At 37.7% G+C, this 25,690-nt stretch carries 26 protein-coding genes; 4 read left to right on the top strand and 22 right to left on the bottom strand.

What is annotated here, in order from left to right; translation table 11 throughout:
• Nucleotides 1-118 precede the first annotated feature (118 nt).
• The 8 genes from JFL43_RS18420 to rpsF form a co-directional block, all read right to left on the bottom strand.
• Nucleotides 119-1,408 carry an adenylosuccinate synthase gene (locus tag JFL43_RS18420; protein ID WP_200750168.1) on the bottom strand — a complete coding sequence of 430 codons (1,290 nt, stop codon included), beginning with the start codon at nucleotides 1,406-1,408 and terminating at the stop codon, nucleotides 119-121.
• A gap of 155 nt (nucleotides 1,409-1,563) precedes the next feature.
• Nucleotides 1,564-2,922, bottom strand: a complete 1,359-nt coding sequence (dnaB, locus tag JFL43_RS18425) for a replicative DNA helicase (protein ID WP_100795367.1) — start codon at nucleotides 2,920-2,922, stop codon at nucleotides 1,564-1,566.
• Between the two features lie 12 nt (nucleotides 2,923-2,934).
• Nucleotides 2,935-3,384 (bottom strand): 50S ribosomal protein L9, encoded by a 450-nt coding sequence (gene rplI / locus JFL43_RS18430; protein ID WP_100795368.1) that lies wholly within the window; start codon nucleotides 3,382-3,384, stop codon nucleotides 2,935-2,937.
• Complete coding sequence (locus tag JFL43_RS18435; RefSeq protein WP_100795369.1) at nucleotides 3,381-5,357, bottom strand: DHH family phosphoesterase; 1,977 nt, start codon at nucleotides 5,355-5,357, stop codon at nucleotides 3,381-3,383. Before JFL43_RS18435 ends, rplI begins: the two co-directional genes overlap by 4 nt.
• Nucleotides 5,358-5,370: 13 nt before the next feature.
• Nucleotides 5,371-6,312, bottom strand: a complete 942-nt coding sequence (locus JFL43_RS18440; protein WP_200750169.1) for a YybS family protein — start codon at nucleotides 6,310-6,312, stop codon at nucleotides 5,371-5,373.
• A gap of 233 nt (nucleotides 6,313-6,545) precedes the next feature.
• The gene (rpsR, locus tag JFL43_RS18445) at nucleotides 6,546-6,782 is read right to left on the bottom strand and encodes a 30S ribosomal protein S18 (RefSeq protein ID WP_038178800.1); all 237 of its coding nucleotides are present in this window, start codon (nucleotides 6,780-6,782) and stop codon (nucleotides 6,546-6,548) included.
• A 56-nt stretch (nucleotides 6,783-6,838) separates the two neighbouring features.
• The gene (ssb, locus tag JFL43_RS18450) at nucleotides 6,839-7,387 is read right to left on the bottom strand and encodes a single-stranded DNA-binding protein (protein ID WP_100795371.1); all 549 of its coding nucleotides are present in this window, start codon (nucleotides 7,385-7,387) and stop codon (nucleotides 6,839-6,841) included.
• A gap of 42 nt (nucleotides 7,388-7,429) precedes the next feature.
• Complete coding sequence (gene rpsF, locus JFL43_RS18455) at nucleotides 7,430-7,720, bottom strand: 30S ribosomal protein S6 (protein WP_100795372.1); 291 nt, start codon at nucleotides 7,718-7,720, stop codon at nucleotides 7,430-7,432.
• 165 nt (nucleotides 7,721-7,885) lie between these two features.
• Between rpsF and JFL43_RS18460 the strand changes: the two genes are divergently transcribed.
• Nucleotides 7,886-8,443: a DUF3267 domain-containing protein gene (locus JFL43_RS18460; RefSeq protein ID WP_200750170.1), complete on the top strand. Its 558-nt coding sequence runs from the start codon at nucleotides 7,886-7,888 to the stop codon at nucleotides 8,441-8,443.
• Nucleotides 8,444-8,494: 51 nt separating this feature from the next.
• Here the strand turns inward: JFL43_RS18460 and ychF are convergent, their stop codons facing one another.
• The 3 genes from ychF to JFL43_RS18475 form a co-directional block, all read right to left on the bottom strand.
• On the bottom strand, nucleotides 8,495-9,595 hold the full coding sequence (ychF, locus tag JFL43_RS18465; RefSeq protein WP_100795373.1) for a redox-regulated ATPase YchF: 1,101 nt from the start codon (nucleotides 9,593-9,595) through the stop codon (nucleotides 8,495-8,497).
• 82 nt (nucleotides 9,596-9,677) lie between these two features.
• Nucleotides 9,678-9,893 carry a DUF951 domain-containing protein gene (locus tag JFL43_RS18470; RefSeq protein ID WP_100795374.1) on the bottom strand — a complete coding sequence of 72 codons (216 nt, stop codon included), beginning with the start codon at nucleotides 9,891-9,893 and terminating at the stop codon, nucleotides 9,678-9,680.
• 2 nt (nucleotides 9,894-9,895) lie between these two features.
• Complete coding sequence (locus tag JFL43_RS18475; RefSeq protein WP_407702002.1) at nucleotides 9,896-10,789, bottom strand: mechanosensitive ion channel family protein; 894 nt, start codon at nucleotides 10,787-10,789, stop codon at nucleotides 9,896-9,898.
• A 72-nt stretch (nucleotides 10,790-10,861) separates the two neighbouring features.
• On the opposite strand from JFL43_RS18475, the gene yyaC reads away from it, so the two are divergent.
• On the top strand, nucleotides 10,862-11,470 hold the full coding sequence (yyaC, locus tag JFL43_RS18480; protein ID WP_200750171.1) for a spore protease YyaC: 609 nt from the start codon (nucleotides 10,862-10,864) through the stop codon (nucleotides 11,468-11,470).
• Here yyaC and JFL43_RS18485 read toward each other — a convergent pair.
• The 11 genes from JFL43_RS18485 to rpmH all read right to left on the bottom strand — a co-directional run bounded on the left by JFL43_RS18485 (nucleotide 11,414) and on the right by rpmH (nucleotide 22,469).
• On the bottom strand, nucleotides 11,414-12,124 hold the full coding sequence (locus tag JFL43_RS18485) for a DUF554 domain-containing protein (RefSeq protein ID WP_100795376.1): 711 nt from the start codon (nucleotides 12,122-12,124) through the stop codon (nucleotides 11,414-11,416). The genes yyaC and JFL43_RS18485 overlap by 57 nt on opposite strands.
• Before the next feature lie 11 nt (nucleotides 12,125-12,135).
• Nucleotides 12,136-12,975 (bottom strand): ParB/RepB/Spo0J family partition protein, encoded by an 840-nt coding sequence (locus JFL43_RS18490; protein ID WP_100795377.1) that lies wholly within the window; start codon nucleotides 12,973-12,975, stop codon nucleotides 12,136-12,138.
• Entirely contained in the window at nucleotides 12,968-13,729 is a 762-nt protein-coding gene (locus JFL43_RS18495) for a ParA family protein (protein ID WP_100795378.1), read from the bottom strand. Before JFL43_RS18495 ends, JFL43_RS18490 begins: the two co-directional genes overlap by 8 nt.
• Nucleotides 13,730-13,904: 175 nt before the next feature.
• The gene (noc, locus tag JFL43_RS18500; RefSeq protein WP_100795379.1) at nucleotides 13,905-14,765 is read right to left on the bottom strand and encodes a nucleoid occlusion protein; all 861 of its coding nucleotides are present in this window, start codon (nucleotides 14,763-14,765) and stop codon (nucleotides 13,905-13,907) included.
• A gap of 196 nt (nucleotides 14,766-14,961) precedes the next feature.
• Nucleotides 14,962-15,678, bottom strand: a complete 717-nt coding sequence (gene rsmG, locus JFL43_RS18505) for a 16S rRNA (guanine(527)-N(7))-methyltransferase RsmG (protein WP_100795380.1) — start codon at nucleotides 15,676-15,678, stop codon at nucleotides 14,962-14,964.
• Nucleotides 15,679-15,720: 42 nt separating this feature from the next.
• Nucleotides 15,721-17,619 (bottom strand): tRNA uridine-5-carboxymethylaminomethyl(34) synthesis enzyme MnmG, encoded by a 1,899-nt coding sequence (gene mnmG, locus JFL43_RS18510; RefSeq protein WP_200750172.1) that lies wholly within the window; start codon nucleotides 17,617-17,619, stop codon nucleotides 15,721-15,723.
• 28 nt (nucleotides 17,620-17,647) lie between these two features.
• On the bottom strand, nucleotides 17,648-19,033 hold the full coding sequence (gene mnmE / locus JFL43_RS18515) for a tRNA uridine-5-carboxymethylaminomethyl(34) synthesis GTPase MnmE (protein WP_200750173.1): 1,386 nt from the start codon (nucleotides 19,031-19,033) through the stop codon (nucleotides 17,648-17,650).
• A gap of 1,077 nt (nucleotides 19,034-20,110) precedes the next feature.
• On the bottom strand, nucleotides 20,111-20,935 hold the full coding sequence (gene jag / locus JFL43_RS18520) for an RNA-binding cell elongation regulator Jag/EloR (protein ID WP_200750174.1): 825 nt from the start codon (nucleotides 20,933-20,935) through the stop codon (nucleotides 20,111-20,113).
• Entirely contained in the window at nucleotides 20,932-21,699 is a 768-nt protein-coding gene (yidC, locus tag JFL43_RS18525) for a membrane protein insertase YidC (protein ID WP_200750175.1), read from the bottom strand. Before yidC ends, jag begins: the two co-directional genes overlap by 4 nt.
• A gap of 59 nt (nucleotides 21,700-21,758) precedes the next feature.
• Nucleotides 21,759-22,112: a ribonuclease P protein component gene (gene rnpA, locus JFL43_RS18530; protein ID WP_100798075.1), complete on the bottom strand. Its 354-nt coding sequence runs from the start codon at nucleotides 22,110-22,112 to the stop codon at nucleotides 21,759-21,761.
• A gap of 222 nt (nucleotides 22,113-22,334) precedes the next feature.
• Entirely contained in the window at nucleotides 22,335-22,469 is a 135-nt protein-coding gene (gene rpmH, locus JFL43_RS18535) for a 50S ribosomal protein L34 (protein WP_036200974.1), read from the bottom strand.
• A 557-nt stretch (nucleotides 22,470-23,026) separates the two neighbouring features.
• Between rpmH and dnaA the strand changes: the two genes are divergently transcribed.
• Both dnaA and dnaN read left to right on the top strand, forming a co-directional pair.
• Entirely contained in the window at nucleotides 23,027-24,370 is a 1,344-nt protein-coding gene (gene dnaA, locus JFL43_RS18540; protein ID WP_200750176.1) for a chromosomal replication initiator protein DnaA, read from the top strand.
• Nucleotides 24,371-24,542: 172 nt separating this feature from the next.
• Nucleotides 24,543-25,679, top strand: a complete 1,137-nt coding sequence (gene dnaN / locus JFL43_RS18545) for a DNA polymerase III subunit beta (RefSeq protein ID WP_100795386.1) — start codon at nucleotides 24,543-24,545, stop codon at nucleotides 25,677-25,679.
• Nucleotides 25,680-25,690 lie beyond the last annotated feature (11 nt).

Genomic DNA, 25,690 nt, shown 5'->3' on the forward strand with positions numbered 1-25,690 from the left:
TAGCTTTTTTACTTTACATAGTTGTAATTGCTTTGATTGAAAATAAATGATAAGAAACTATAAAAAATAGTGGGAAAATTAATTTCTCTGCTATTTAACTCTATCTATTGCAATATGCTTATTCTCCCCAAACATCTATAAGGACATTTGTTTGTTCGCGATCTGGACCTACTGAGAATGTTGCGATTTGAATACCTGTTAATTCGCTTACGCGCTCAACATAACGACGAGCGTTTGCTGGTAATTCTCCTAATGTTCTACAGCTTGTAACGTCTTCAGACCAGCCTGGAAGCTCTTCATATACTGGTTCACATTGTTCGATGATATGAAGGTTAGCTGGATATTCAGTAATTGTTTGATCTTTGTATTTGTAAGCCGTACAGATTTTAACAGTTTCAAGACCTGATAATACGTCAATTGAGTTTAATGATAAATCTGTAATACCACTTACACGACGTGAATGACGAACTACAACGCTATCGAACCAACCAACACGGCGTGGACGACCTGTAGTTGTACCATATTCACGACCTACTTCACGGATTTGGTGACCTACTTCATCAAATAATTCAGTTGGGAATGGGCCATCACCAACACGAGATGTATAGGCTTTACAAACACCTATAACACGCGTCACTTTAGACGGTCCAACACCTGCGCCGATTGCAACACCACCAGCTACTGGGTTTGAAGAAGTTACAAATGGATATGTACCTTGATCGACATCAAGCATAATCCCCTGTGCACCTTCAAATAACACGCGGCCACCTTCATCAAGAACATCATTCAAGATTTTAGAAGTATCAGTTACATATTTTGCAATTTCTTGGCCGTAACCATAATATTCTTCAAAGATGTCTTCAAATTTCAAGCCTTCTGTTTCGTAAAACTTTTCAAATAGGCGATTTTTAAGAACTAAATTTTCACGAAGTTTTTGTTCAAACACTTCACGATCTAATAAGTCAGCCATACGAATACCGATACGTGCTACTTTATCTTGATAGCAAGGCCCGATACCTTTGCATGTAGTACCAATTTTGTTGTCGCCACGGCTTTCTTCATCTACAATATCCTGTCTAATATGGTATGGAAGAATAACGTGTGCACGGTTTGAAATACGAAGATTATCCGTATTAACACCACGTTCTTGTAAACCTTTTAGTTCAGTAACAATTGATTTTGGATTTACTACTAAACCGTTACCAATTACTGAAGTTTTTTCTTGATAAAAAATACCTGATGGAATTAAGTGTAATTTATAAGTCTCGCCATCGAATTTAATTGTATGACCTGCATTGTCCCCGCCTGCATAACGAGCGATTACTTCTGCTTTCTTAGATAGGAAATCGGTAATTTTACCTTTACCTTCATCTCCCCATTGGGTTCCTACTACTACTACTGATGTCATTCCCAGCACCTCCGTCAGACGCTTTCATAGCGTCCTGAATCAAACACGATAATTGTAACAACGAAATGAGTAATAGTCAATTATAAACAACAAAAAACACGAACGTATAACTAGGTCGCCACTCCAATGTTCGTGTTTTTGCATACTTATATAATTTAATAGCCTCCAGCTGGTTCTTGCAGCGACCAATCGACACTAACGAATTTATTGTGTTCTTTGACGAAAGCAAGCTTAACCGTATCTGTTGGACCATTACGTTGCTTAGCAATAATAATTTCAATCGTATTAGCATCTTCCGTTTCTTTATCATAGTAATCTTCACGATATAGAAAGGATACGATATCGGCATCTTGCTCAATACTTCCTGATTCACGCAAATCACTCATCATTGGGCGCTTATCTTGACGTTGCTCAACACCACGTGATAACTGAGATAGAGCAATAACAGGCACTTCTAATTCACGGGCTAACGCTTTCAGTGAGCGTGAAATTTCGGATACTTCTTGTTGACGGTTTTCGCGTCCATTGCCACTACCTTGAATGAGCTGCAAATAGTCAATCAAAATCATACCGAGTCCATGCTCTTGTTTTAGACGACGGCATTTTGCACGTATTTCATTTATACGCACACCAGGTGTATCATCGATGAAAATTCCAGCCTTTGACAAGCTACCCATAGCCATCGTTAGTTTACGCCAATCCTCGACGTTTAATGCACCTGTACGTAATACTTGTGCATCGATATTGCCTTCCGCACAAATCATACGCATTACAAGTTGCTCCGCACCCATTTCGAGTGAGAAAATAGCAACATTTTCAGACGTTTTTGTCCCAACGTTTTGGGCAACGTTCAAAGCAAATGCCGTTTTACCAACAGAAGGTCGTGCCGCCACGATAATTAAATCTCCGCGCTGAAACCCTGCAGTTATACGATCCAAGTCACGGAATCCGGTTGGAATACCTGTGACATCACCTTTACGATGTTGTAGTTGCTCAATATTTTCATATGTTTGAACAAGAACGTCCTTCACATGCTTAAAGTCGCCCGCGTTTTTGCGGCTTGCCACTTCCATCATTTTACGTTCAGCTTCTGCTAAAAGCGCATCCACTTCATCTTCACGTGTATAACCATCTTCTACGATTTTCGTCGCTACTCTAATTAACCGGCGTAATAAAGCCTTCTCTGAGACGATTTGTGCATAATAAGCGACGTTGGCTGCTGTCGGTACAGCATTGGCAAGCTCTGTTATATAAGAGATGCCGCCTATGTCTTCTAACTCATTATGATTGGAAAGCTCCTCTGTCACCGTAACAACGTCGATAGCTTTACCTTGATCGCTCAGACGCAACATCGTAGAAAAGATTTTGACATGTGCCGATCTATAGAATTCATCTTCAAGAAGAATTTCTGAAGCCGTTATGAGTGATTGTGGTTCAAGAAAGATGGCTCCTAAGACAGATTGTTCAGCTTCTAGGTTGTGAGGCGGAACGCGTTCCAATAATGGATCGGTCATATATGTCTCTCCTTACGCTTCTTCTGTAACATGTACTTTCAGCGTAGCTATTACTTCATGATGTAGCTTAACGGGCACGTTTGTAAATCCTAGTGCACGAATAGCGTCTGCTAATTCCATTTTACGTTTATCAACTTTAATTCCATGTTGTTTGTTTAATCCATCGGCAATTTGTTTTGTAGTAACTGCACCGAATAAACGGCCACCTTCACCAGATTTTGCTTTTAGTATAACCGTTAACTCTTCAATATTTGCTTTTAAATCTTTTGCAGCAGCTAATTCAGCAGCAGCGTCTTTTTCCGCCTTTTTCTTTTGGCCGTCTAATTGACTAATTGCAGCTTGGTTTGCTTCTACAGCAAGATTATTTTTTAGTAGGAAGTTATGTGCATAACCATCTGCAACATTTTTGACTTCACCTTTTTTACCTTTACCTTTAACATCTTTTAAGAAAACTACTTTCATAATCCCGAACTCCCTTCTAATACATCCTCTATTGCTTCTTTTAACATTTTAATAGCCTCATCGATTGTTGTAATCTCTAATTGGCATGCAGCGTTCGTTAAATGGCCACCACCACCAAGTCTTTCCATGACAAGCTGGACATTAATTTCGCCAAGTGAGCGCGCGCTAATGCCAATTGTACCGTCATTACGATGGGCAACTACAAATGACGCTGAAATATCTTTCATCGTCAATAAAATATCCGCGGTTTGCGCGATTAAAACTGAGTTAAAAATTTTATCGGTATCGCCACGTGCTATGGCCATTCCTTTATGGACAAACTCAGCGGTTTGAACAATTTTAGAACGCTCAATATACGTATTGATATCTTCCTTCAATATGCGCTGTACAAGTATTGTATCGGCTCCGTTCGTACGTAAATAAGAAGCTGCTTCAAAGGTACGAGCTCCAGTACGTAAGGTGAAACTTTTTGTATCCACGATAATTCCTGCAAGAAGAGCTGTTGCCTCTAACATTGTTATTTTATCATTCTTAGGTTGATACTCTAATAATTCAGTAACAAGTTCAGCTGTAGATGAAGCATAGGGCTCCATGTAAACAAGCATCGGATTTTTAACAAACTCTTCCCCGCGACGATGATGATCTATAACGACAACCTTTTCAGCCTTATGCATTAATTTTTCTTCAATTGTCATTGAAGGTTTATGTGTATCTACAATGACTAACAATGATTTATCGGTAATTTTCGATAAAGCTTCTTCCGGTGAGATAAAACGGTCATAGAGATCAGATTTTTCCTTGATCACATTCATCAAACGTATAATGCTATTGTCAATTTGATCAAAATCAATTACTACATAGCCTTCAATTTTGTTCATCTGAGCCATTTTGCGAACACCTATAGCTGCTCCAATGGCGTCCATATCAGGCATTTTATGACCCATGATGAAGACCTGATCACTATCCTGGATTAAATCACGCAACGCATGAGATATAACGCGTGCACGAACTCTAGTACGTTTTTCAACGGGATTCGTTTTACCACCGTAAAATTTCACTTTACCATTTGGCTGTTTAATCGCTACTTGGTCACCACCACGCCCTAATACGAGGTCTAAACTAGATTGCGCCAACTCCCCAAGTTCTATAAGCGATTGTGAACCTGTACCTACACCCACACTTAGCGTCAAAGCTAAACTTTGTTTGGCAGTTGTTTCACGAATATCATCCAAAATGGAGAATTTCTTTTTCTCAATTTCTTGTAAAATTGATTCGTTCATAATAGCTATAAAACGATCTGTTGATATACGTTTAATGAAAATTCCATACTGCGTACCCCAATTATTAATGAGCGATGTGACTAGTGAGTTCGTTTGGCTACGATTTTGGTCATCCATACCTTGTGTAATTTCATCATAGTTGTCTACGAAGAGAATCGCAATAACTGTGCGATCTGCATAATAAAGTTTTTCAATTGCTACTTGCTCTGTTATATCAAAGAAATATAGTAACTTTTCTTCTGGTTTATAAAACGCACGATATTTGCGATCTTTTAGCGTAATATTCATTTCATGCTTTTCGTCATATTTGATCAACGTATAGAGATCTTCGGAAAGTGTAAAAACTTCTTCTCCCATTAATGTATCTACATTTAAAATGCGTAACATATATGGATTAGACCACTCAATCATATGCTGAGCATCAATTAGTACAATACCAATAGGCATCTCAAGTAAGGCTTCTTCCCCTACTTTTTTCATGCGATATGAGAGCATTTCAATATGCTTTTCTGTTTCTTCATATGTTGTTTTTTCAATTTTCCAAGCCGCTATTAAAGCTAACACTACTATTAGTCCGTAGGTGATACCAATGAGCGGATTCCACAACATACATACAATAACGCTTGCTATACTAAGAAGCGACAGAATTAAAAGAGGATATCGAATTGGTCGTTTTCTAAACAAAGTACCCATAGATTTCAGCTCCTTATTTTCTCGGCATTCCTGTTACAAGCGCTCGAATATTAAACCCTAAGTCCACAATACCAAGTAAAGTAACAAAAGACTGCAAAGGTAACGCTAGAATAGTACCTACTACCACAGTCCACTTAGGCCATCCTTGCTGATGCATATAATATTGAATAAACGAAATACCTTGTAATAGCAGCAACATATTCAATATAAACGAGATATTTAAAAAGGCAATATAAATAAATGTGCCACTTTCAGGTTTAATAAATAATGTCACAATTAAAACTAACATATAGTACCACAAAACAGAGCGTGGTAATTTAAGATCTCTAAATGATGCAAATTTTGGCACTGTTATGCCAAGACGTTTTAACAGTGGTAAATTTACTGTGATTAATAAGAATGTGAGAATAAATACTGACATAGTTATAAGAGTTGGCATCGCCATATCCATTAAGTTAAACATGTTCTCTAACTGCTCAGCGGTGAATGGTGCTTTTCCTGTTATAGATTCTGCTAACTCATTCGACTTTTCATAGCTTTTTCGGACACCTGTCATTAACTCTTTCAAAAAATCTATTTTGAAAAATTTAACTGAAATAACGTACATAAACGCGGTAGAAATTAATACCGTAACACCTGTTGACATAAGTAAAAACACTTTGCTTTTCTTCGTGCGAATTGCATCACCTATAATAAATCCTGCAAGGCAAAAGACAACTGCAAGTGGTAAAGCAAGTATGCCGCTAATGAGGATAGTAAGTACTATACTAACAATCGCTACTAGCGAGGAAGCTTTGCGGTCATACATTGCACTATACCAAGCAATTGGTAAAGGAATGAACCATATTGTGATAACACTTAGCACTGGAACATATGAGACAATTGCTGATAAAACTGTAAACAATGCAACCATCATCGCGCCTTGCGTCAATCGTTGCGTTCGATTTTTAGGCATTTATAACCTTCCTTTTTTCAAAAGACTATCTTTTATTTCATCTTATTATTGTACCATGTTTCATGTCCATGAACAAAAAAGCGCTAGTTTATAATTTGTGAACAGTGAGAGTTTCTAAGGGGATATTTTCATAATCTAGTAGGTAATTATACAAAAAAATAGTAGTTTACTGGGGACATTTCTATTTTGCGAACAATTAAAAAAGGACCGGTTACCCGGCCCTTTAAACGTTCTTATCTCTCTTCTGTGCTGAATGGAAGTAAGCCCATAATACGAGAAACTTTGATTGATGCTGTAAGTTTACGTTGGTATTTAGCGCTTGTGCCAGTTACACGGCGTGGAAGAATTTTTCCGCGCTCAGAGATGAATTTTTTTAACAAATCTACATCTTTATAGTCGATGTGTTTGATGTTGTTAGAAGTGAAATAGCAAACTTTACGGCGTTTGCGGCCTCCTCTACGTGGTGCCATAGTGTTGTCGCCTCCTCAAGTAAATTTGTATATATTTGCGTGTAATAGAGTTTTGCTTAGAACGGTAGGTCGTCTTCGGAAACTTCGATTGGACCGCCACTGTTGTTAGCAAAAGGATCTTCATCTACACGCGTATAGTTTTGCTGACTAGGTGATTGATTCTGTTGATAAGATGGTTGTTGCTGATAGTTGTTTTGTTGTGGAGCTTGGCCATACGATTGGTCCCCACCATATGATGGTTGTCCACCGTACTGTTGCTGTCCTTGTGAACGTTCTCCAGCAGCACCGCGCGGCTCTAAGAACTGCACGCTATCTGCAACAACTTCAGTTGTGTAAACACGTTTACCATCTTGTCCTTCATAACTACCTGTTTGGATACGGCCTTCTACGCCCGCTAGGCTTCCTTTTTTCAAGAAATTAGCAGTGTTTTCAGCTTGTTTACGCCAAACAACACAGTTAATAAAGTCCGCTTGTTTTTCACCTTGTTGGTTAGCAAATGTTCTATTTACAGCAATTGTAAAGCGAGCAACAGCTGCGCCACTTGGTGTGTAGCGAAGTTCCGGATCTTTTGTTAGTCTTCCAACTAATACGACACGGTTAATCATCAGAATGCAACCTCCTTTATCTGCGATTTTTTTAAATTTAGATTATTTTTCTTCTTCGCGAACTGCAATGTGGCGAATAATGTCTTCACTAATGTTAGCAAGACGAGTGTATTCGTTGATAGCTTTAGCGTCAGCATTGATTTTCACGATTTGGTAGAAACCTTCACGGAAATCATTGATTTCGTAAGCTAAGCGGCGTTTGCCCCACTCTTTTGATTCGATGACTTCAGCGCCGTTTGAAGTTAAGATTTCGTTGAAGCGTTCTACAACAGCTTTCTTCGCATCTTCTTCAATGTTTGGGCGAATGATGTACATTAATTCGTACTTTTTCATCTATAAGCACCTCCTTATGGACTTTGGCCCTACTGATTTCAGTGGGCAAGGAGCAAGTAATATTATTACTCACATCAGTAAATTTTATCACATTAATTTGAAAATGGCAACCTGCTTCTCTATGCATTTCCAAGACACTTCCATTATACTTTAGAAATAGAGGTGATGATCGTGATAGAACATGAGGAACCTACAATTATCGAATTAGATTTAAAGAAAATTGCTTGGCAAAACATTATTGCAACATTCGTTTTAATGATTAGCCTCATTATTTTGAATGGCTTGATTCATCAAGTGTTTGAGGTGAAATTTTCACTTTTAAGTATTGGCCTTTTTATCGTATATTATATTGTTCTTGTTGTATTCCATGAAATTTTTCATCTAATTGGTTTTATGGTTTTTGGTAAAGTGCCATTTCGTTCGCTTGAGTATGGGGTGAATTTGAAGATGGGTGTTGCCTATGCGACAACATCTGAGCCGATTTGTAATAAAGCAATGAAGAAAGCGCTAATGCTTCCATTTTGGACAACTGGCGTTATTCCCGCTGTTCTTGGTCTCTATTTAAATAGCACGATGCTTGTTGTATTAGGTGCTTGGTTGATTGCGGGTGCTGTTGGGGATTTTGCTATGTATTTCTCACTTCGTAAATACCCAAACACATATTGGGTGAAAGATGATCCAGAGTTCCCCAGATTGTATTTGTATAAAAACAAAACATATTAAAAAGCAAAAGACAGTGCCTAATAATTCCAGCACTGTCTTTTAATTTTTGAATTATACGTTAAAGCGGAATAACATAACATCGCCATCTTGTACGATGTATTCTTTACCCTCTTGACGTACTTTACCTGCTTCTTTTGCCGCAGACATTGAACCGTTTGTCATTAGATCATCATAAGCTACTGTTTCTGCTCGGATAAATCCACGTTCGAAGTCAGAGTGAATAACACCAGCACATTGTGGTGCTTTCATGCCTTTACGGAATGTCCACGCACGCACTTCTTGTACACCTGCTGTGAAATAAGTTGCTAGACCAAGAAGGTTGTAGGCAGCACGAATCAACTGATCTAAACCTGATTCTTCGATACCTAGTTCTTCTAGGAACATTGCTTTTTCTTCATCATCAAGCTCTGCGATTTCTTCTTCAATTTTTGCACAAATAACAATTACTTCTGCGCCTTCAGCTTTTGCATATTCGCGCACTTTTTGTACGTATTCATTATCTTCTGCGTTTGCTACTTCATCTTCAGAAACGTTCGCTACGTATAAAGTCGGTTTCACTGTTAATAGGTGTAAACCTTTAACAACTTTTAACTCTTCTTCATTGAAGTCAATAGAGCGACCCGGCTTCTCAGCTTCGAAAGCTTCTTTTAAACGAGTTAAGATAGGTGCTTCAATTACTGCTTCTTTGTCTCTTTGTTTTACTAGTTTCTCAACACGAGATAGGCGTTTTTCAACGGCTTCTAAGTCTGCAAGAATTAACTCAAGGTTAATAACTTCGATATCTTCGATTGGATCTACTTTACCTGATACATGTGTAATATTATCATCAGCAAAACAACGGACTACTTGTGTAATCGCATCTACTTCACGGATATGTGCTAAGAACTTGTTACCAAGCCCTTCACCTTTACTAGCACCTTTTACAATCCCTGCGATATCAGTAAATTCAAAAGCTGTTGGTACAGTTTTTTTCGGTTCTACTAATTCAGTAAGTTTTTGTAGACGATTATCCGGTACTTCAACGATTCCTACATTCGGATCAATCGTACAGAATGGGTAGTTTGCAGATTCTGCTCCTGCTTTTGTTATTGCGTTGAACAATGTTGACTTACCAACGTTTGGTAAGCCTACGATGCCAGCTGTTAAAGCCATTCTATTCACAACCTTTCAATTTTTCAAAGACGATTTTACATTTGGATGACTCGTCTATTATAGTGACTCATATACCAAAAGTCTAATTTTGTTCTTCTCCTGTTGGATTAGCAGGAATCAATATCTTCTTTAATTTTTTTTCAAATTCTCTTCGCGGTATCATGACGCTATGTTGGCAGCCCTCGCACTTAATACGAATATCGGCACCCATACGAATGACTTTCCACTCGTTTGTGCCACATGGATGCTGTTTTTTCATTTCTACAACGTCACCAAGCTCGAATTTTTTCGCTTCCATCATTACTCTCCTTCTTCACTAAATGTTTGATTATTATCTCTTTCATAAACCATCATTTTCGGATAAGGGATCTCGATACCATTTTGATCGAAAATTTCTTTAACATCACGACGAATCATACGGGATATAGCAAACTGTTGCATTGGCAATGTTTCCACAGAGATACGTAAAGTAACCTCAGCTCCTACAACATTTTGCACACCTAACAAAGTAGGTGGCATAGTGATTTCTTCGCGTTTCTCTGAAAGAACTTTTAGATACGCTTCTATTAATCGCTCTGCTTTTGCGATATCTGAATTATAAGCAACACTGACATCGATAACAGCAATTGAGTTATTAATAGAATAATTTATAACCTCAGTAATAAGACCATTTGGGACAATATTAATCTCCCCTGCTGCACCTTTAATCTTTGTTGTACGTAGCCCAATTTCAAGTACGGTACCTTCTATAGAGGTTATTTTAATATAGTCACCGACACCAAATTGATCTTCAAAGATGATGAAAAATCCCGTGATTACATCTTTCACTAAACTTTGTGCACCAAATCCGACAGCTAAACCGACGATTCCAGCACCCGCTAATAGCCCCGCAACCTCAATATTCATCGCTGATAATACAGCAAGAATTGCTGAAAAGTACACTACATAAGAAATAATACTTTGCAGCAATCTTAAAATCGTACGATGACGGCGTTCTGAAGCAGGTTGTAATGGTGACGGTGCTTTCATACGTATTTCAAAAGCCTTACGTATTGCCATTTTAGCTACACGCACAATAATCATTGATAATATCGTAATTGCAATAATTTTCACCGTTGCAATCCCGATATCTATCCACATTTCTTCACTTGTCACTGTTTTTATGAAGTGATCGTACATTTGTTCAAATTTCAATTTTGCCGCTCCTCTTGCATAAATAATTTTCACTATGCGTATACTGCTAAAAAAAAGAAAGAGAGATTCTGAATGATTATTACTTCAAATCAACCATTTTCACATGTTCTTCACTATAAAGAATCAGGTGCCATTTGGCGGTTGAGCTCTTTCCTTTTAGAGCATATACCATTTCACCATGAAAATCTTGTATTTTGCTGTATTGGAACCGATCGCTCTACTGGAGATGCACTCGGACCATTAGCTGGCAGCTTTTTAAATCATTATGTTTCATTCCCCTATGAAATTATAGGGACTTTAGAAAAGCCTCTTCATGCATTGAATTTAGCAGATACCGTTGATACTCTAGCTACCCATGAAACCAAGCCTTTTATAGTTGCTATTGATGCTTGTCTTGGTTCACAGCAACGTATTGGGGAAATTATTGTTCATGAGGGACCTTTGCTACCTGGTAAAGCTGTAAAAAAAGAACTACCCCCTGTTGGCGATATGTCTATTAAAGGGATAGTCAATATTGGCGGTTTTATGGAGCATGCCGTTTTGCAAAATACCCGTCTACACGTTACGTATGAGATGAGTCAGCAAATTTCCCGTGCCTTATTTTTGGCATGGAGCCGTTATTCCTTAAAAAAGGTACATGATCATAACCGCGATGGCCACAATGAGCATTCCCGGAAGTAAGTTGGCCACGCGAATTTTCGTTAAACCAATTAAATTAAGACCAATTGCGAGAATCATAACCCCACCTGTTGCAGTCATTTCTTGAATGAACATTTGTAGCGCCTCATCAGGTATAAAACGACTAATTTGACCCGCGAAAACAGCAATAATCCCTTGATATAAAAATACAGAAACAGCGGATAAAATAACGCCTATACCTAGTGTAGAAGCTAAAATAACCGCTGTGAATCCATCGATAATTCCCTTCGTAATTAAAACGGAGTGATCGTTGCGCAGCCCACTATCCAATGCTCCAATGATAGCCATTGAGCCAATAACGAAAATTAGTGTGGCATTGACAAAGCCTTGAGAAATATTACCATTACCACTCTTTACTTTATTACCTAATTTCTTTTCAATCCACTGGCCAAAGCAATTCAATTGCTTATCTAGGTCAATCCATTCACCGATAATCGCACCAAATACAAGGCTGACAATGACAACAATGAAGTTCTCGCTTTGTATCCCCATTTGAATCCCTAATACTGCAACAGCTAAGCCAATCACACTCATTACAGTATCTTTTATACGATCCGGTATTCCTTGCAAAAACCTACCAATTAACGTGCCAATTACAATTAGCAACGCGTTTATAGCCGTACCTAATAGAACCAAGTGACAACCCCTCAATCTTCAAGCAATTCTAATATACGTTCCAAATCATCAGCAGAGAAAAATTCAATTTCAATTTTCCCTTTATTTTTTGATTTCCTAATTGACACATTCGTACCAAAATAATCTCGTAATTGTGATTCCTTTTCAGCGATAAAAATATCCTTCTTCACTTTTTTCTTTGTTTCACGTGGAACATTGTCATTCAGAGATTGCACAAGTGCCTCAAGTTGACGTACGTTTAAATGTTGTGTCATCACTTTTTCGGTTATTTGTGGAATTAACTTTTTCTTTTTTAAACCTAGTAATGCGCGGCCATGCCCCATCGTGATTTTGCCTTCTGTTAAAAGATTACGCACTTCTTCTGGTAAAGATAACAAGCGAACATGGTTTGCAATATGTGGTCTACTTTTTCCTAAGCGAGCTGCTAATTGTTCCTGCGTCAAGCTCAAATTCTCCATTAAATTGTAATAAGCTTCAGCTTCTTCAATTGGCGTCAAATCCTCACGTTGTAAGTTTTCAAGAATCGCCAATTCCATCATCTGCTGGTCATTCATCTCTCGAACAACAGCTGGAATTTCCGTTAACCCGGCAATTCCAGAGGCTCTAAAACGTCTTTCACCAACGACAATTTCATAATAGTTCCCTCGTTTACGGGCAATAATTGGTTGCAGAACACCATGCTCTTTAATAGATATTGCTAATTCCTCTATAGCTGCTTCATCAAAAACTTTCCGTGGTTGGTATGGATTAACATGTAAATCCTTTAATGCCAAATGCTCTATATTTTCATTACTCGATAAAGATTCACCTGGAAATAGTGCATTTATTCCTTTACCCAAACCTTTAGCCATTTTTAATCACTTCCCTTGCAAGCTCTAAATATCCTTCTGCTCCGCGCGATTTTGCATCATATACAATAATCGGTTCCCCATGACTTGGAGCTTCACTTAAACGTACATTTCTTGGAATAACCGTTTTGAATACTTTATCTTGGAAGTATTTTTTTACTTCCTCAATGACTTGAAGGCCAAGATTTGTTCGTGCATCTAGCATTGTTAATAACACACCTTCAATTGTTAGTTGGTGATTTAAATGTTTCTGTACTAAGCGCACTGTCGATAATAGCTGGCTTAATCCTTCAAGCGCATAATATTCACATTGTACAGGAATTAAAATCGAATCTGAAGCTGTTAATGAATTAATTGTTAATAGACCAAGAGACGGTGGACAGTCGATGACAATATAATCAAAATCATTTTTTGCATCTTCAATTGCATGTTTTAATCGTACTTCTCTTGAAATCGTTGATACTAATTCAATTTCTGCACCTGCTAGTGCAATTGTTGCAGGTACTATATATAAATTTTTAACTTTTGTTTCTTGAATGACGTCTTTAATCGGTTCGTCATCAATTAGCACATCGTAAATACATTTATGTACTTCACCTTTGTTAATCCCAACTCCACTCGTCGCGTTTCCTTGAGGATCTGTATCAATCATTAATACTTTTTTACCTAAATGGGCGAGGCAAGCGCTCAGATTAACTGATGTTGTAGTTTTTCCTACGCCGCCTTTCTGGTTAGCGATCGCAATTGTTTTACCCACATGTGCACCTGCTTTCCAAAAGCTATTTTATAAAAATAGGCAATATTAAATCTATTTGAGTACCTAGTCTTCATTCTATCAAAAAAATGTAAAATAGGCTCTTATTATAAAAAGAAAAATTGTATAAAAAAACTCTTATCTATATTACTAGACAAGAGTTAAAGAATAGATGCAATTATGATTTCTTTTTTGGTATTTTCACAGTGATTTGATAAAACTCATCATGTTCTTCTTCTTCGGCTTCTACATTAATACCGGTTTTAGTGACCATTGTGAGTGATTGTCGAATCGTATTTAATGCAATGCGGATGTCTTTACTAATTGCTTTTCGAGTTGATTTGTTTTTCTTTGGCTTTTCTGCTGGATTTAGAATCTCATTGATTCTTTGCTCTAACTGTCTTACATTGTAATCGTTATCAATCGTTTCTTGTAACAACATTAATTGCAATTGCTCGTCTTTGACAGGCACTAGTGAACGTGCATGGCGTTCTGAAATCTCTCTTTTTAAAATCGCCATTTGAACTTCTTCAGGGAGCTTTAACAAACGTATCTTGTTAGCAATTGTTGATTGTCCCTTACCAAGCCTTTGAGCAAGGGCCTCTTGCGTTAAACCATGAAGATCTAATAATTTCAGGTAAGCTTGTGCTTCCTCAATTGATGTAAGCTCTTCACGTTGTAGGTTCTCGATTAACGCCACTGAAGCAGTTTCTTTATCGTTCATTTCACGGACGATTGCAGGAACTTCTGTCCACTCAAGCATTTTCATCGCGCGATAACGACGTTCACCAGCAATTATTTCGTAATGACCCTCTTCCATTTTTCGAACGACGATCGGTTGAATTACACCGTGTGTACGGATTGTGCGTGCTAGCTCCTCAATTTTCGAATCATCAAAAATTGTACGCGGCTGATAGCGATTCGGTCGGATCTCATCAATTAGGATTTTGACAACCGATTCCGCACTTTCTACTTCATTTTTCGAGTCGTGTTCTACTTTCTCACCACTTCCAAAAAAACGTGAAAAAGTACTTTTCATCCCTTGGCACCACCTTTAACGATATTTCCAAGCATTCTCCATCTAATCTCATGGGTAAAAGCCCGTTAGAAGGTGGAGAGAACTATTTATATTTTGACTAACATTGTGCAATAAGTAATAAGTCTACATATCATTATAGTTATTTTCGATAAAAAACGTAAGAACCAAATTTTATGTTTCACGTGAAACGAAACAGTTATTGAATTGGTGTTTTGTTTGGTACACCTGGTTTACGCGGATATTTTTTCGGCGTATTTTTTGTTTTATTAAAAATAAAAATAGAACGTTCACTATCTTCAATCGGTAATAAGAATGAATGCTTGTCTACTAATTTAGCACCTAGTATTGTTAATGCTTTTTTAGCGTCCTTCATCTCTTCATCGCCACTAGCTGCTTTCATCGCAACAAATTGTCCATTGTTCTTCACTAGAGGTATACATAGCTCTGAAAGTACCGATAATCTAGCAACAGCACGAGCTGTTACAAGATCAAATCGTTCTCTGTATTTTGGATTTTGGCCAAAATCCTCTGCACGCGAATGAACAAATTCCACATGATCTAAATGTAGCTGTTCACTTAAATGTGTTAAAAATTGAATGCGTTTATTTAAGGAATCGACAATTGTCACATGTAAATGTGGGAAGCATATTTTAATTGGTATGCTTGGAAAACCTGCACCTGCTCCTACATCACAAATTGACTGAACTTTATTAAAATCCATATAAAAAGCAGCACTAATAGAGTCATAGAAATGCTTTAAATAAACAGATGGCTGGTCAGTAATCGCGGTTAAGTTCATCTTCTCATTCCATTCAATTAATAGTTCAAAATAGGTATGAAATTGTTTTAACTGTCCCTCTGATAACTCAATTCCTTGTTCTTTTAAAGCTTGCACAAACTGTTCTTCGTTCATGATTTTCCCCTTCCATGTAGTGCCACTGTTGGTTTTGTTGTATTATTCGTTGCTTGCTATTTTCGCAATTCTTCCATGTTCAATATACACTAGTAAAATTGAAATGTCAGCAGGGTTTACACCTGAGATACGTGATGCTTGTGCAACAGATAGTGGTCTTACTTTTTTCAATTTTTGTTTTGCTTCGGTTGCAATCCCTGAAATTGCATCGTAATCAATGTTTTCAGGAATTCTTTTATTTTCCATTTTTTTCAGCTTATCTACTTGTTGCAGTGCTTTTTCGATATAGCCTTCATATTTAACTTGAATTTCAACTTGCTCTTCTTCTTCAGTTGATAATTCGATTGGAGACAAAGTTACAGTTTTTAATAATTCATATGTCATTTCTGGTCGTTTTAATAAATCAGAAGCGCGGATACCATCTTTTAATTCACTACTGCCGAGATCACGTAATAAGCCTTGTGTTTGGGCATTTGGTTTTAAAATTGTATCACGTAGACGTTTAATTTCATTGTTTACTTTTTGACGTTTTGCATCGAATTTATCATAACGTTCTTGCGTAATTAAACCTGCTTCATAAGCGCGATCTGATAGACGTATATCTGCATTGTCATGACGTAATAATAAGCGATATTCAGCACGAGATGTTAATAGACGGTATGGTTCGTTTGTTCCTTTTGTTACAAGGTCATCGATTAATACGCCGATATAGGCATCTGCACGGCCTAGAATCATTTCTTCTTTGCCAATTACTTTAGCAGCAGCATTAATACCTGCCATCATCCCTTGAGCAGCAGCTTCTTCGTAACCTGATGTACCGTTAATTTGACCTGCTGTATATAAGTTTGCAATTCGTTTAGTTTCAAGAGTTGGCCATAATTGAGTTGGTACAATGGCATCATATTCAATGGCATAACCAGCTCGCATCATTTCTGCTTTTTCTAGCCCTGGAACTGATTCTAACAATTTACGTTGGACATGTTCAGGTAAGCTCGTTGATAAACCTTGGACATATACTTCGCGAGTATCTCGGCCTTCTGGTTCTAAGAATATTTGATGTCGTGGTTTATCGCTAAAACGCACAACTTTATCTTCAATTGATGGGCAATAACGCGGACCAGTACCCTTAATCATCCCTGAATACATTGGAGATAAGTGAAGGTTGTTATTAATAATTTCATGTGTTTCGGCACTTGTATATGTTAACCAGCATGGTAGTTGATCTGTGATGTATTCAGTTGTTTCATAACTAAATGCACGTAACTCTTTATCACCTGGTTGAATTTCAGTTTTACTGTAATCGATTGTTTTACTATTAACACGTGGTGGAGTACCTGTTTTAAATCGCACTAGGTCAAAGCCAAGTTCTTTTAAGTTATCCGCTAATTTAATAGACGGTTGTTGGTTATTTGGACCACTTGAATATTTCAAGTCACCAATAATAATTTCACCACGTAGGAACGTACCTGTTGTAACAATAACAGTTTTTGCGTGATAAACAGCACCCACTTGAGTGATGATACCCTTTATTTCGCCATCTTCAACGATTAATTCATCAACCATTGCTTGGTGGATAGTTAGGTTTTCTTCATCTTCTAATAATTTTTTCATTTCACGTTGGTAAAGTACTTTATCTGCTTGCGCGCGTAGTGCACGTACTGCAGGACCTTTACCTGTATTCAACATACGCATTTGGATATGTGTTTTGTCGATAATTTTACTCATCGCACCGCCTAATGCGTCAATTTCCCGTACAACAATCCCTTTAGCTGGACCGCCTACTGATGGGTTACATGGCATAAAGGCGATCATATCAAGATTGATTGTTAACATGAGTGTTTTTGCACCCATTCTAGATGCGGCATATGCAGCTTCTACGCCTGCATGGCCTGCTCCAATTACAATCACATCGAACGTGCCTGCTTCAAATTTTGTTGGCATGCTCGTTACTTCCTTTCTATATTTGAGTTTATTTCCCTAAACAGAATTGTGAAAATAGCTGGTTAATCAGACTTTCTTGCACGGTATCCCCGACAATTTCACCGAGAATTTCCCATGTACGAGTGACATCAATTTGAATCATATCGATAGGTACACCTGCATGAGCTGCTTCAATGGCATCCTTGATCGTTGTGTGTGCTTGGTGTAATAAAGCAATATGACGTGCATTGGAAACATAAGTCATATCTCCAGCTTCTAATGAGCCTTCAAAGAATAATGCCGCAATTGCTTCTTCAAGCTCTGTGACACCTTCTTCTTTTAGTAAAGATGTTGTGACAACTTTACGCTTACCTGCTAACTCTTGTACACGGGTTAAGTCAATTTTTTGTGACAAGTCCGTTTTATTAACAACGACTATATAGTCCATATTTTGAATCGTTTCGAAAAGACGTTCATCTTCCTCTGTAAGCTCATTTCCATAGTTTACAACAAACAGGATTAAATCTGCTTCTTTCAAGACTTGACGAGAGCGTTCAACGCCGATGCGCTCAACAATATCTTCTGTTTCACGAATACCTGCAGTATCGACTAAACGTAGCGGAACGCCACGTACATTTACATACTCTTCTATAATATCACGCGTTGTACCCGCAACGTCTGTAACAATTGCTTTATTTTCTTGTACAAGGCTATTTAATAGTGAAGATTTGCCGACATTCGGACGTCCTAGTATAACAGTTGAAAGGCCTTCTCGTAAAATTTTCCCTTGTGAAGAAGTTTGTAAAAGTTTCTCAATTTCCTTCATTACCCATGTAGATTTTTCGAGCATGAGCGGTATTGTCATCTCTTCTACATCGTCGTATTCTGGATAATCAATATTCACTTCAACTTGCGCTAATGTTTCTAACAAAGCTTGTCTAAGCTCCCCGATTAAACGCGATAACTTTCCGTCCATTTGACCAAGCGCTACATTCATCGCACGGTCTGTTTTAGCACGAATTAAATCCATAACAGCTTCAGCTTGTGATAAATCGATTCGACCATTTAAAAAGGCTCTCTTTGTAAATTCTCCTGGCTCAGCCAATTGCGCACCATTCTTCAACACTAACTGCAATACTCGATTCACTGAAACTAATCCACCGTGACAGTTGATCTCCACTACATCCTCACGTGTAAACGTTTTTGGCCCTCTCATCAGCGATAGCATAACTTCCTCTACTACCTCACCTGACTCAGGCTCTTTTAAATGTCCATAATGAATCGTATGCGACAACTGTGTGGATAACTTTTTACCACCCGGCGAATGAAATACACGATCTGCAATGGCAACAGCCTCATCCCCACTCAAACGGACAATTGCAATTGCTCCCTCGCCCATAGGCGTCGAAATGGCCGCGATTGTATCGAATTCCATAGATAATACCTCCTAAAAAATTAAAAAATTATCCACATGTGGATAACCTAAAACGAACTAACTCTCTAACTTATAATAATAGCATAAAAGCTCCAAAAGTAGAATTGTGGACAACTTAATATGAAGGCTGAAGGCGCTCGTTCAGCTGCGACTAGCGTTGGAGTTCTCGAATCACAGTCATCTTTTCAGACTTTGACCGAGAGAACGGAAACGACCTCGAGCAGCTAGCGCTTGAAGCTGGATATCTCATTTAATGCTGAAGCGGCCCGTTAAGCCCCGACAAGCACTGGATTTTTCGAAACAAAAGTATCTTTTCAGCTTTTGTCCGAGAAAATGGAAGTGACCTCGAGAGTCTGGCCGCTGAAGCTGGATATCCTCTCTAAATGCTGAAGCGGCCCGTCTAGACTCGACACGCTCCGTAACCTTCGAATCGAAAACATCCTTTCAGTTTTCGACCGAGAAGGTGGAGGTGACCTCGAGAGTCTGGCCGCTGAAGCTGGATATCCTATCTAAATGCTGAAGCGGCCCGTCTAGACTCGACAAGCTCCGTAACCTTCGAATCGAAAACATCCTTTCAGTTTTCGACCGAGAAGGTGGAGGTGACCTCGAGAGTCTGGCCGCTGAAGCTGGATATCCTATCTAAATGCTGAAGCGGCCCGTCTAGACTCGACAAGCTCCGTAACCTTCGAATCGAAAACATCCTTTCAGTTTTCGACCGAGAAGGTGGAGGTGACCTCGAGAGTCTGGCCGCTGAAGCTGGATATCCTATTGAACGCTAAAAATACTCATATAATAGCCCGTCAAATATTGATTCCCCAAAGTAATTTTCGGGAAAATAAACCTTTATCAGCATAGAAGTGTGAATTTCAAGCATTGGAGCATCTATTTTGAGCATAGACTCCCTATTCCACTCTTCTAAACTATATCTAGTATTAATTTCCATAAATTAACGATTTTAATAGCGCATTATCTTAAAAAAATTGAAACTGTCCAAATTAGCTAAGTTTCCCCTATTAAAAATAATCAAAAAAAATCGAACTCATTCAAAATGAGTTCGATTTTAACGGAGTTTTTTTCTTATCGAAGCGGTTCAATGACTAAATAACGCTTAGTATCTGATCCCACGGAATACGTTTCAATATCTATTCGGTTTGCAAGAATATGGTGGATAATTTTTCGCTCATTCGAAGGCATTGGTTCTAATTCGACTTTTTTGCCTGTGTGAACGGCTTTATCTGCCATACGATTTGCAAGTTGCTCCAGTGATTCTTGACGACGTTCTCGATAGTTTTCGACATCTAACTTCACTAGGACGAAGCGCTTTGCGTATTGATGTATAACTAATTGTGTCAATTCTTGAAGTGAGTTTAGCGTTTGGCCGCGTTTACCAATTAGTAAAGCTGCTTTTTCACTTTCTAAACGAATATTAATCGTTTTACCCTTTTCTTCAACATCAATCATTAAGTCTTGAATATCTAACTGCTTTGCGATATCGGTTAAATAAGTAACTGCATGCTCAATTGCCACTGTATTATCGTTACGTTTCCCATCTTCTACTTCATTTTCTTCAACTATCAATGTTGATAGTTCTTGTAAGTTTTCATTTGTTGTTTCTTGTAACATTTCTTCATCGTTTTGTGAAATGACGGCTACTGCCTCCGCTAGTTCCACTTCAATCGGTTCTGAAAGTGACTGTTGCACAGATTCTTGTTCTTGATCGGATTCTTTCCGTTTTTTAGGACCCACACGTACATTTGCTTTACGTGATCCAAAACCTAGAAATCCTCTTTTACCTTCTTGAAGTACTTCAACATCTACTTGTTCTCGGGTAAGGTCAAGCTCTTTTAACGCTATAGAGATCGCTTCTTCTACAGTTGCTCCCATTTGCGTAATCTGTTTCACTTTTTGGCCCCTCCTGTTTTCGCAGGTTCTGTTGTTTTGTTCCAAGGTTTATACATAACAAGATTTTGTATGAATGTAATAATGTTACCAATTACCCAGTAAAGCGATAAAGCAGCTGGTAAATAGCTACCTAATCCTACAATCATAAATGGCATGATGTACATCATGATCCTCATTTGAGGATTATCCATTGCTGGGCCAGTTCGTAGAACGACAAATTGCATGATACCAGCAAGTACAGCTAGTATAATACTCGGTTCAGCTAATGGGAACATGAAAAAGTCACCCAAATTTATTTCTGGTGTCATATTCATACGACTGATTGCATGATAGAAACCGATTAGGATTGGCATTTGAACCAACACTGGTAAACAACCAGCCGCTGGGTTTGCGCCAGACTCGCTCATCATTTTCATCATTTCTTCTTGATACTTTTTCTGAGTAACTGCATCTTTAGAGCTGTATTTCTCTTTTAGCTTCGCCAATTTTGGCTGCAATTCTTGCATTTTCTTCGCACTTTTTGTCTGTTTAATCATTAATGGCAAAATGGCTAAGCGAATAATGATTGTTACACAAACTATTCCCCAAGCATACGTACCAAGTAAACCTTTAAATAATGTAATGAAGGCAACAAATGGCCAAACAATATATTTGTTCCAAAAGCCTTCAGAATCACTATAGATTGGTTGGTTATACTCTGTACACCCAGTTAATAGCAATGTGATGGACGTAAGCGCGAGAATGACCCAAAGTTTTTTCTTCAATATTCATCCCCCTAAAATAACTTTCATTTTCTATCAGCTATTTTATCATGCACTTTCTATTACTCTCTACTACTTCTTTTTAAAATCTTCGCAATTTTTAAAACATGCTGTAAACTCTTTTTTGTTTCATGAAAATCTAAAGTGGCCGCCGGATGTCTGGCGATGATCACGTAATCCACATCATTCTTCAAATCATCTTGTAATTCGAAGAAACTTTGACGGATATAACGTTTGATTTGATTTCTAGTGACTGCCTTACCTATCTTCTTATTAATGGATAACCCAATGCGAAATTCTTCTTGTCCCTCTTTTGGTAAACAATAGATAACAAATTGACGGTTCGCAAATGACTTACCTTTACGGAATACTTTTTGAAACTCTTCATTCTTTTTAATTCTGCGGCGTTTTTTCATCTTTTGCACCTGCTTATCCATTCTTCTTTCTTCTTATAAAGATGGTTTTGTTTACTTTGATCATTGATTATCTCCAAAAAGATAGATCTATACTATCTGCTTCTCCTAGCATCGCTGAAAAAGTTGGACATATTAGTTTAGCCATTTTGGAGAAAAATCAACAATACTAAACACTAATTTCTCCATAAAGAAAAAAAAGACCACTGATGTTGGTCAGTGGACTTATGCTGATAATACTTTTCTTCCTTTACGACGACGTGCAGCAAGTACTCTACGACCATTTTTAGAACTCATACGTGCGCGGAAGCCATGTACTTTACTATGTTTACGTTTTTTCGGTTGGTATGTGCGTTTCATTTATATGACACCTCCTGGAAAGTCTATTATAAAAAATACTACAGACAGTCTTGCATATTATATATAAATTTCAGCCATTCTGTCAATGACTATTTAAAAAAACAATATTTCGTCGTTTGATCAGCAAGCTTTTCTTAACCCTTAACTTATCCACAGCCTACTTCTTCTCTCTTAAAAACTAGTGTGGATACTTTTTTAAGACTTCAAAATTATCCACACTAGTTATAGACAGGTTTTTCACAAATCCACCGGTTGTGGATAAGTTCGTTGTGCATATTTATTCATTTTGGGGATAACTACGAAAAAATCTTGAACTGTCTACTTTTTTTTGATAAGATTATTGTGTTTTACTCTGTAAATAATTCTGTGTATGCAAAATGTTATCCACAATTGTTGATAATCTGTGGATAGCTTTATCCACTGGGGTAGAGTAACATTTATCCACAGGCTGTTTTTATTGTGAGTATCTATCTTGTATAGTTCATTTATAACCTTATTTTAACCGCATTTATAATCAAATATTCAAATAGAGATATTTAAGAAAAGGAGCTACAAGCTTGGAACATTTAGAACAGTTATGGGACAAAGTGCTCTCACAAGTCAAAAAGAAAATCTCAAAACCAAGCTTTGAAACTTGGCTCAAATCCACGAAGTTACTGTCGTACAAAGCTGATACCGTAACAATTGCAGCGCCAAATTCATTTGGGCGTGAATGGTTGGAAAATCACTATGTACAACTGATTGCTTCTATTTTGGCAGAATTGACCGGGAAAGATTTACATATCCGCTTCGTCGTTCAGCAAGATCCCGGCTTTGATGACTTCGATATACCGTCGCCACGTGTTCCGGATAAACAAAATGATCGCCCTGATTTCTCACCTGGTATGTTGAACTTAAAAAACACATTTGATACATTCGTTATTGGATCTGGTAACCGCTTCGCACATGCAGCTTCGCTAGCTGTTGCAGAAGCACCGGCAAAAGCCTATAACCCGCTATTTATATATGGGGGGGTAGGTTTAGGTAAAACACATTTAATGCATGCAATTGGCCACTATGTGTTGGAACATAACCCAAATGCCAAGGTGGTTTATTTGTCATCCGAAAAATTCACGAATGAGTTCATTAATTCAATTCGTGACAACAAAGCAGTCGAATTCCGCAATAAGTATCGTAGCGTAGACGTCCTACTAATAGACGATATTCAATTCTTAGCTGGAAAAGAATCAACACAAGAGGAATTTTTCCACACATTTAATACTTTGCATGAGGAATCGAAACAAATTGTTATCTCCAGTGACCGTCCACCTAAGGAAATTCCAACTTTAGAAGATCGCTTGCGGTCACGCTTTGAATGGGGCTTGATTACGGATATTGCACCACCTGATTTAGAAACAAGAATCGCAATATTACGCAAAAAAGCAAAAGCTGATGGATTAGATATTCCAAATGAGGTTATGCTATATATTGCAAACCAAATTGACTCTAATATTCGTGAATTAGAAGGCGCTTTAATTCGCGTAGTTGCCTACTCATCGCTTGTAAATCAAGATATTACAGCAGAGTTGGCTGCACAGGCATTAAAGGATATTATCCCGAACTCTGTTCCTAGAATGGTAACGATTTTAGATATTCAAAAGGCTGTTGGAGAACACTTCCATGTGAAATTAGAAGATTTTACTGCGAAAAAACGTACGAAATCAATTGCATTTCCACGTCAAATCGCTATGTATTTATCACGCGAATTAACCGATTTTTCATTACCTAAAATTGGTGAAGAATTTGGCGGTCGTGACCATACTACGGTCATCCATGCACATGAGAAAATCTCAACAATGTTTAAAGAAGATCAGAAATTGCAACAAGATATTAAACAGATAAAAAGTATGCTAGGTAAGTAAAAATCCTGTGGATAACCCGAAAAGTTAACAACATACTTATACACAGTCTATCTACATGCGGATAGGCTGATTTTATTCGTTAAATTGGACTTATCCACAAATCCACAGGCCCTATTACTATATCTATTAATCTTTTAATAAATAATAATATATATAAGTGAGGTATAATTTCATGAAATTTGATATCATGCGAGATCGTTTATTGGATGGACTAAATGATGTCATGAAGGCAGTTAGTTCAAAAACAACAATTCCTATTTTGACAGGAATAAAAATTGATGTAAGTGCAGAAGGAATGCGTTTAACTGGTAGTGATGCCGATATTACAATTCAAACGTATATTCCTGTTGAAGAAAATGGAGAACAAGTAATTAACGTTGAAAGACCAGGTTCAATTGTGCTGCAAGCAAAAATGTTCAACGAAATTGTACGTAAATTACCAACAAATGATGTTGAATTTGAAGTATCAGAGCAATTTCAAACACGTATTCGCTCAGGTAAATCTGATTTCCACTTAATTGGCTTAGATTCAACTGAATATCCTTTGCTACCAGAGTTAAGCGAAGATAATCAGTTCACATTACCAGCTGATTTATTAAAATCAATTATTCGCGAAACAGTATTTGCAGTATCCACAAGTGAAAGTCGACCGGTACTAACGGGTGTTCATTGGCAAATAACAGGGGGAGAATTTGTATGCGTTGCTACTGATAGCCACCGTCTTGCTCGCCGTAAAGTAACTTTAGAACATTTTCCAAGTGAACAATCTAGCGTTGTTGTACCTGGGAAAAGCTTGACTGAATTAAGTAAAATTTTGAACGATGCAACTACTCCTGTAGATATTGTTATGACAAACCAACAAGTTTTATTCAAAACAAATGATGTTTTATTTTTCTCACGCTTACTTGAAGGGAATTATCCAGACACATCTCGTCTAATTCCTGATGAATATAAAACGGATGTCACTGTAAATGGCCGTTCTTTATTGAAAGCAATTGACCGTGCATCTTTATTAGCACGCGAAGATCGTAACAATGTCGTACGTTTCACAACGTTACAAGACGGCAATATTGAAATTTCTTCTAATTCTCCTGAAGTTGGTAAAGTTGAGGAGCAAATTCAAGTAGGTTCGCTTGAGGGTGAAGAATTGAAAATTTCATTCAGTGCAAAATATATGATGGACGCTTTAAAGGCAATCGATGGACAAGATGTTGTCATTCAATTTACAGGAGCTATGAGACCATTCATTATCCGCTCTGTACATGACGATGCTATATTACAATTGATCTTGCCAGTTCGTACTTACTAAAAATAATTATT

Origin of the sequence: Viridibacillus soli (assembly GCF_016612995.1) — a bacterium.
GTDB lineage: Bacteria > Bacillota > Bacilli > Bacillales_A > Planococcaceae > Viridibacillus > Viridibacillus soli.

Coding starts and splice junctions, on each gene's coding strand:
- JFL43_RS18490 (WP_100795377.1), bottom strand. CDS start 12,975: ATGGCTAAAGGTTTGGGTAAAGGAATAAATGCACTATTTCCAGGTGAA.
- JFL43_RS18420 (WP_200750168.1), bottom strand. CDS start 1,408: ATGACATCAGTAGTAGTAGTAGGAACCCAATGGGGAGATGAAGGTAAA.
- JFL43_RS18460 (WP_200750170.1), top strand. CDS start 7,886: ATGATCGTGATAGAACATGAGGAACCTACAATTATCGAATTAGATTTA.
- JFL43_RS18435 (WP_100795369.1), bottom strand. CDS start 5,357: ATGGGTACTTTGTTTAGAAAACGACCAATTCGATATCCTCTTTTAATT.
- JFL43_RS18440 (WP_200750169.1), bottom strand. CDS start 6,312: ATGCCTAAAAATCGAACGCAACGATTGACGCAAGGCGCGATGATGGTT.
- JFL43_RS18470 (WP_100795374.1), bottom strand. CDS start 9,893: ATGGAAGCGAAAAAATTCGAGCTTGGTGACGTTGTAGAAATGAAAAAA.
- rplI (WP_100795368.1), bottom strand. CDS start 3,384: ATGAAAGTAGTTTTCTTAAAAGATGTTAAAGGTAAAGGTAAAAAAGGT.
- yyaC (WP_200750171.1), top strand. CDS start 10,862: ATGATTATTACTTCAAATCAACCATTTTCACATGTTCTTCACTATAAA.
- rnpA (WP_100798075.1), bottom strand. CDS start 22,112: ATGAAAAAACGCCGCAGAATTAAAAAGAATGAAGAGTTTCAAAAAGTA.
- mnmG (WP_200750172.1), bottom strand. CDS start 17,619: ATGCCAACAAAATTTGAAGCAGGCACGTTCGATGTGATTGTAATTGGA.
- ychF (WP_100795373.1), bottom strand. CDS start 9,595: ATGGCTTTAACAGCTGGCATCGTAGGCTTACCAAACGTTGGTAAGTCA.
- ssb (WP_100795371.1), bottom strand. CDS start 7,387: ATGATTAACCGTGTCGTATTAGTTGGAAGACTAACAAAAGATCCGGAA.
- rpmH (WP_036200974.1), bottom strand. CDS start 22,469: ATGAAACGCACATACCAACCGAAAAAACGTAAACATAGTAAAGTACAT.
- noc (WP_100795379.1), bottom strand. CDS start 14,765: ATGAAAAGTACTTTTTCACGTTTTTTTGGAAGTGGTGAGAAAGTAGAA.
- rpsR (WP_038178800.1), bottom strand. CDS start 6,782: ATGGCACCACGTAGAGGAGGCCGCAAACGCCGTAAAGTTTGCTATTTC.
- rpsF (WP_100795372.1), bottom strand. CDS start 7,720: ATGAAAAAGTACGAATTAATGTACATCATTCGCCCAAACATTGAAGAA.
- mnmE (WP_200750173.1), bottom strand. CDS start 19,033: ATGGAATTCGATACAATCGCGGCCATTTCGACGCCTATGGGCGAGGGA.
- dnaN (WP_100795386.1), top strand. CDS start 24,543: ATGAAATTTGATATCATGCGAGATCGTTTATTGGATGGACTAAATGAT.
- rsmG (WP_100795380.1), bottom strand. CDS start 15,678: ATGAACGAAGAACAGTTTGTGCAAGCTTTAAAAGAACAAGGAATTGAG.
- dnaB (WP_100795367.1), bottom strand. CDS start 2,922: ATGACCGATCCATTATTGGAACGCGTTCCGCCTCACAACCTAGAAGCT.